Below are 6070 nucleotides of genomic sequence, written 5' to 3' on the forward strand. Positions count from 1 at the left end.
TCCGTGATCTGGTTCGGGTGCACATCGAACTGCTGCGCCAGTTCGGCCAGCGTGCGCTCGCCCTTGACCGCCGCCAGGGCCACTTTCGCTTTGAACGCCGCTGAGTGCGTCCGTCGGGTTCTCTTCGTCATCTTTCCGGTTCCTTTGTCTGCATTATCGCTGGCTCAGGCCCCGGGCATTCCACTTACCCGTCTGTCCGAATTTGTGCGGCCACCTCTCTATGGACATTGCGGCACACCTTGGTGAGGAGTCGTTTCTTGTAATATCGGCAATTAATAATCTTGATTTTTGATGTTTTTCGAAAGCCTGATTTGTTGACGGCTGGTAAGATAATTCAATAAATTTTCGCAGAATCAAATATATTTTGATATTTTTGCATGCAAGATATTTTTCTATAAAAATATGCCTCGATGGAGGCTTTTGTAGGTGATTGTTGGGTGGGTATTGAATTGAGGCGGAGGGGGGCTATGGGGTGCATGGAGATTGGTAGTCGGCGTATTGATAACGATGAAAAATTTGCGTTATATTTATGTGTGACGGGCGGATGGCTGAAGTATGGTGTGTCATGTATTTTAATTTTAGCGAGCACCATTCTGCCCGTACAACCAACACTGGCCAAAACGTTTATTATAAATAGAGATATTTATCTGGCTGCGGCACAACGTTCAATTGATGATGCATGCGCATCTATTGATTTTGCTCGGGGCGGCGATAGTCGAAGCCGTGAAAGGCACGTGAAGCGTGCTAAGAGCCTGTTGCGGCAGGCCGAGGATGAAATTAAGGCGGACGCATTGACCGCCAATGTGGAGGGATGGCATTAACCCTTGACTTCTATCGCGCTGGCGTACCAAATTCAAGTTTGGCAATTCGCGCTTACTTTATGTGTGGCGTTATGCTTGGCTGAAATTGATGATTTTCCAATGAAAAATTAACTTCGTCATTTCGATAATGCCGCGAATTCTCGAGTGTGAGAATTCGCCCTGCATAGAGGACGTTTCATAAAGACTGGTCGGCACGTCGAAGGGTGCTCCAGCAGATCAGGCGGCAACGGAGTTTGAGGAGTGCGCCGTGGCAGACGCGGGCCTCTTGACATGCAACCGGTCGCCGCCAGCATCCAGTGCCTGCACCGCAGCCCATTTCTGGCGATAGCAGATTCGACGCGACGCCCGAGCGCAGCACGAATACGATGCGATCAGTGCCGCCCGGTCGGGCGTTTACGTCCCGCGTATCGACGGTTACGCGACGCCCGCTTCGGCAGCAAAGGTTCGATGAGTGGGCGCAGGTCGTTACCTATCGGTTCTAGGGGCATCATTTTTTGTCAGGCAAAGAAAAACAGAAAAGTAGTATTCCTATCTAAAAAAATCACATATCAAATCCGTAATTTCTCGGTAGATTCGCGGGAATATTTAGATTTAGACATGGAAAACTCAGTGCTTCGTTTAATTATCGGATATCACTTGGCTTTATTCCTGTAATTCCCGATGAGTCATTGGGTTTTTAGTTAATCATCATGTTGGGGTAATCAAATAATGCTTGAAAATTCATGTTTCGAATTTCTGCTTGAAACTTGTGCGTTGCCGTTTATGATACAGCGCATGAACATCGAGCAACTCGTCCGTGCTTACCACGGCCCAAGCATTCCGATTGACATGTCGATGCGCTTCTTGGCCTTTCCGTTTGCATGGAGTCTTTTGCCAATGAATAAATTAATGATGGGCGTTTGGTAAATTCGATAACCATTTGAGCGCAATCGAACTGCCGCCATGAATTTTCCGGGCATCTGCCAATGCATAGCGAACGCAACTAATGATGACCATATCATACAGATGCCGTTGTAGACTCAGGGCTATGCGGATTGCGACGTCAGAATGCGACGGCGCGGCCTCTGTAGCCAGCCCTGAATGTGCTCGGTTTTACGATGGGCGTACGTGGTAACGTGCGTAAAGTGGATTTATCGGTACCGGGCGCACGTAACGAATTGCCGGAGGCCATTGCGTTTAATGACTACTCCGGCTGCACAGGGTAGTCATTTGAACCGTTTTGTCACTCGACCCCGTTCCGAGCAAATCTCACAAAGTACGAACTATGATTCGCCTTTCCGTGTGCCGACATTCCTATTGTGGTTTAATCTTATTTGAAGATTGGCGAATGTGAAATTTAATTTTCAGGTAAATACCTGATGCCGCAGATGCATAAAGACTGATAGTTTGCATTAACGGGGCGACGGGTATCTGTATGCTAACCGAAAGATAGTGAAAATGGAGAAGATGGCGTGCAATTTGTCGGTCATCCAGTTGAATTAATTGTCATATTATTTGGAATTTCTCTTCTGCCTCTCTTTGCGGTGGTTGGAACATGTTTTCTGAAAATTTCAATTGTTTTGTCGATGCTGCGCAACGCGCTGGGAATTCAGCAGATTCCGCCTAATGTTGCAATTTATGGACTATCTTTGATCCTTACATTTTTTGTAATGGCGCCGATTGCGATGCAGATCGAGCGCAATCTTGAGGCACATCCCATAGATTTGTCGTCGGTCAATAGTATAAAAAATATTGACGAGAATTTGTACCAGCCGTATAGGGATTTTTTGGTGAAACAGACAAGTCCCGAGCAAATTTCATTCTTTGTGAATATTTCTAAAACAATGTGGCCTCAAGACATTGAGCAAAAAGTTGATAGAAATTCTTTGATTATCATTGTTCCTGCATTTGCTGTAAGCGAAATCATTCGTGCATTTAAGATATCAATAATTTTGTATCTTCCGTTTTTGATTATAGACATCATTGTGACGAATTTGCTCCTGTCTTTGGGTATGATGATGGTGTCGCCGATGACGATATCGTTGCCGTTGAAAATCCTCCTGTTTGTGATAATTGATGGTTGGTCAAAATTGCTTTTTCAACTCGTCATGTCATATAAATAGCATCATGAATAATTCGGAAGTTATTGAGTTGGTTCGGAATGCATTGTTGATAAGTGTTATGTTATCCGCTCCGGTTGTCGTGAGTACGGCAGTTGCAGGAGTTGCGACAGGCCTGGTTCAAGTGCTAACGCAGATACAGGATCAAACGATGCAATTTTTGATTAAATTAATCGCGGCCGGTGTGGCATTATTGGTTACTGCTGGATGGATGTCTGGCATGATAATGAATTACACGATTTTGATCTTCGGGCACATTGCTTCTGTTGGTTGATATGCTCAGCTATTTTGATTTTTCGGTGGCGATATTTCTAAGTTTTCTTAGGCCATTAGGGGTGTTTTTGATACTTCCGGTGTTTAATTCGAGCAACCTTGGAGGGGCCACAATTCGGAATGCGCTTTGTTTGGTCCTGGCACTGCCAATTGCTCCCGGGTTTGTTGCATCAAACATTCTGGATAGCTTAACGGTATTTGAATTTATATCTATATGCATCGAAGAAATTCTATTGGGCCTTTTGTATGGCGTCGTTGCTTCAATTCCGTTTTGGGCAATTGATGGTGCCGGATATTTAATAGATACGATTGGCGGAACCGAAGTGAGCTCATTGTTCAACCCATCGCTCGGAACACAGTCTAGCTTGTTGGGAAATTTTTTTTCGAAGGCGCTAATATTGCTATTTTTTACGTCGGGCGGCTGGCATGCGCTATCCGGTGCGCTTTACCAATCGTATCGAGATATTCCAATGGGTTCGATTTTGAATTTGACGGCGCCAACATTGGTTGCGTTCATTAATCTCGCAAAAATGCCGCTGCAGCTCGCCGTGAGATTTGCGCTGCCGGCGATACTGGTGATGCTTGTGATTGATATTTCATTTGGATTGATTAACCGCGCAGTTCACCAAATGGATGTGTTTTTTCTTGCGATGCCAGTCAAAAGTGTCGCGAGTGCGCTTATTATTTCCGTGACGTTGGCATTTGGTTTTCAATTATATATCGATCAATTTATACGCTTAGGATCGGTCATAAAGCAAATTTCGTTGCTGATGCGATGAGCGAAAAAACAGAAGCCGCAACCCCAAAGCGAATCAAAGATGCGCGCAAGCAAGGGCAGGTTGCTAAGACGGTCGAGGGCGTTTCATATGCGCAGCTCGGGGTGTTTTTCGGTTATGTTTCATGGAAAGGGGAGGGGGTGGTTTCTCAGATTGGAAATATTATACTGCGCAGTTTGTTGATTGTGGTTGACCCGAAGCGCGATGATTTGTCTTTTATTGGATATTCTGTCGCTAGAATTGGAATTGATTTTCTTCTTCCTCTGGCTGGCTTTTTGATTATTGTAACCATATTTGCAAATCTGGTTCAAACGGGCCCTTTGGTCGCGAGCGAAGCGATTGCGTTTGATTTGAAAAAGCTTAATCCGGTGGATAATTTAAAAAAATTATTTTCAATATCAACATTGGTCCAATTGATTAAATCGACGGCGATGCTCATCGTTCTGACGGTGTTGCTCGTCATCGTGATTAAAGGGCAGTTGCGTTCGTTGCAAATGCTTCCGCTCTGCGGTGAGGTTTGTGCTCTAGCGTTGCTCTCGATTCTGCTGCACAATATTTTTATTGTCGTAATAATTTTCGGCGTTGTCGTGAGTTTTGCTGATTTTGGGTATCAGAAATATAAGACGACCGAAGACTTAAAAATGACAAAAGATGAAGTAAAGCGAGAAAATAAAGATGATATGGGTGACCCGGAAATAAAGCAGCGACGGAGAGAGCTGCAGGGCGAGATGCGAAGCGGTAATTTGGCTGAGACAGTCAGTCGTTCGTCGGTTGTTGTTCGAAATCCAACGCATGTTGCGATTTGCTTATATTATAAAAATGGAGAAACTCCTGTTCCAAAAATGCTTTTGAAAGGACGAGATAAGCTGGCTTTGCGCATCGTTGAATTGGCAGTGGACTCACGAGTCCCTATTGTGGAGGATGTGGCGCTTGCGCATGCCTTGTTTGCCGTAAAGAATGGGCGCTATATCCCCAGCAGTCTCTACGGTCCGGTTGCCTTGTTATTGGAGGCGCTACGGAAAATTGATTTTGATGAGAAGCAGCGGAATTCGGGGGCGTCGATCCAAGCAATTGACGACCAAATTTCCGGAAATCGACCCGAGGTATGAGTCCACTGATTTGACGTGGAGAGCGGCATTATGACGGGCGCGGCGTTAAAGGGCGGTATTAAAGCGCAAAATCGGACAGCGGGATAAATGAAATGCGCGCGGCCTGTACCAGCGATAATGCAGGAAAAAGAACCGAGGAAATGACGAAACGAACTCGGCGCACGCACTCAGCGGCGTTCAAAGCGAAAATGGCCCTGGCGGCTGTCAAGGGCGAGCGCACGCTGGCCGAACTGGCGGAGCAGTTCGATGCGCATCTGAACCAGATTACGGAATGGAAGCGACAGTTGCAAGAGCGCGCAGCCGACGTGTTCGGTGCGGCCGGCCGGGTGTCTATCGAGCCATCGGTAGACCTGAAAATCTTGCACGCCAAGATCGGCCAACCCAGCCTGGAAAATGATTTTTCAGCAGCGCGCTCACCAAGGCGGGATCGCTGAGCGTAAAGCGATGATTGACCGTGGCCATGCATTGCCTGTTTCGCAGCAGGTCAGGCTTGTTGGTATCGCGAGATCGAGCACGTATTACCGGGCGCGGCGTGTCAGCGAAGTCGACCAACGGCTGATGCGCCGGATTGACGAACTGCATCTAGAGTTCCCCTTTGCCGGTGCTCGGATGCTGGTGCGCAACGGCCAGCACAAGGTCTGGCGGTATCTGCTGCGCGGAATGAAGATCGAGCGGGCCAACCAGGCCCGGGCACTCGACACCCCGCTGGGTGCGCTCGGCAATGCCAGTTGCTCCCGCTCAATCATTACGCCCCTGGCACTTGCGACGGCGCAGCACAGCCAGCCCTGCGTCACGGTACAGGCGATAGATGCGCTTGTCGTCTAATTGCTGTCAGTAGATCATCCTCCTGGAAAGGGTTCAGACCAGCAGTTTCCTTGTCGTCTTCGTGGTCGTGTTCACGCCACAACATCCCGTCAGAGAGTCGCTACAACGTTCCGATGTGATTGCCGCGGTTTTCCCGCAAAGCGCGTCAAGGAATCGTTGAGGCGACG

7 protein-coding genes and 3 pseudogenes are annotated in these 6070 nt (G+C 47.4%); 7 read left to right on the plus strand and 3 right to left on the minus strand.

All coding sequences use genetic code 11. The annotated features are described in order from the left end of the window. Positions 1-131, minus strand: a 131-nt coding sequence (locus tag DID99_RS35480) for a transposase (protein WP_148094698.1), incomplete at its 3' end; no start/stop codon positions are given. A 345-nt stretch (positions 132-476) separates the two neighbouring features. Here DID99_RS35480 and DID99_RS35485 point away from each other — a divergent pair. Beyond that, positions 477-821: a hypothetical protein gene (locus DID99_RS35485; RefSeq protein WP_124668630.1), complete on the plus strand. Its 345-nt coding sequence runs from the start codon at positions 477-479 to the stop codon at positions 819-821. A 253-nt stretch (positions 822-1074) separates the two neighbouring features. Here the strand turns inward: DID99_RS35485 and DID99_RS38170 are convergent. Then, positions 1075-1309, minus strand: a pseudogene (locus DID99_RS38170) (IS5/IS1182 family transposase); the annotation flags it as partial. A gap of 286 nt (positions 1310-1595) precedes the next feature. On the opposite strand from DID99_RS38170, the gene DID99_RS38175 reads away from it, so the two are divergent. From DID99_RS38175 to DID99_RS38180, 6 genes and pseudogenes are all read left to right on the plus strand, one after another. Next, entirely contained in the window at positions 1596-1727 is a 132-nt protein-coding gene (locus DID99_RS38175) for a hypothetical protein (RefSeq protein WP_260444776.1), read from the plus strand. Between the two features lie 545 nt (positions 1728-2272). Then, positions 2273-2923, plus strand: coding sequence for a type III secretion system export apparatus subunit SctR (gene sctR / locus DID99_RS35495; RefSeq protein ID WP_124668632.1), 651 nt, complete (start codon positions 2273-2275; stop codon positions 2921-2923). 4 nt (positions 2924-2927) lie between these two features. Further along, entirely contained in the window at positions 2928-3194 is a 267-nt protein-coding gene (sctS, locus tag DID99_RS35500; protein ID WP_124668633.1) for a type III secretion system export apparatus subunit SctS, read from the plus strand. Between the two features lies 1 nt (position 3195). Then, positions 3196-3972 carry a type III secretion system export apparatus subunit SctT gene (sctT, locus tag DID99_RS35505; protein WP_124668634.1) on the plus strand — a complete coding sequence of 259 codons (777 nt, stop codon included), beginning with the start codon at positions 3196-3198 and terminating at the stop codon, positions 3970-3972. Next, complete coding sequence (locus DID99_RS35510) at positions 3969-5078, plus strand: EscU/YscU/HrcU family type III secretion system export apparatus switch protein (protein ID WP_124668635.1); 1110 nt, start codon at positions 3969-3971, stop codon at positions 5076-5078. The genes sctT and DID99_RS35510 overlap by 4 nt, the downstream gene beginning before the upstream one ends. A gap of 140 nt (positions 5079-5218) precedes the next feature. Beyond that, positions 5219-5777, plus strand: a pseudogene (locus DID99_RS38180) (transposase); the annotation flags it as partial. On the opposite strand, the pseudogene DID99_RS38575 reads toward DID99_RS38180, so the two are convergent. Next, positions 5771-5897 (minus strand): annotated as a pseudogene (locus DID99_RS38575) (IS3 family transposase); the annotation flags it as partial. The pseudogenes DID99_RS38180 and DID99_RS38575 overlap by 7 nt on opposite strands. Positions 5898-6070 lie beyond the last annotated feature (173 nt).

It is taken from the genome of Burkholderia sp. Bp8986 (assembly GCF_003854225.1).
Taxonomy (GTDB): Bacteria; Pseudomonadota; Gammaproteobacteria; order Burkholderiales; family Burkholderiaceae; genus Burkholderia.